Source organism: Pseudomonas sp. SMN11 (assembly GCF_052041945.1).
Lineage (GTDB): Bacteria > Pseudomonadota > Gammaproteobacteria > Pseudomonadales > Pseudomonadaceae > Aquipseudomonas.
Genome location: NZ_JBKGGW010000109.1, coordinates 1 through 299, shown reverse-complemented (window position 1 = coordinate 299; position 299 = coordinate 1). Strand labels below are relative to the sequence as shown.

Genomic DNA, 299 nt, shown 5'->3' with positions numbered 1-299 from the left:
ACTTGAGGTAGAAGAACTCTGACTTGAGCGTACCGAAGAAGCTTTCCATAGCCGCATTGTCCAGACAATTGCCTTTACGAGACATGCTCTGCTTCACGCCGCGACTGCGGAGCTTGTGACGATATTGAGCCTGCTGGTACTGCCATCCCTGGTCGGTGTGGAGCACTAGCTTGGGCTTTTCCCCCAAGGTATTGAGTGCTTTATCCAGCATGTTTCCAACCAGGCTGTACTGGGGGCGACTCGCGGTCTCATAGGCGATGATTTCCCCGTTGTACAAATCCATCACTGGCGAAAGATAA

General features: G+C 52.2%; 1 protein-coding gene. It reads right to left on the bottom strand.

The annotated features are described in order from the left end of the window. Positions 1–299 (bottom strand): DDE-type integrase/transposase/recombinase (locus tag ACLEJU_RS28775; protein ID WP_440776793.1); only part of this gene is annotated, 299 nt, incomplete at both ends.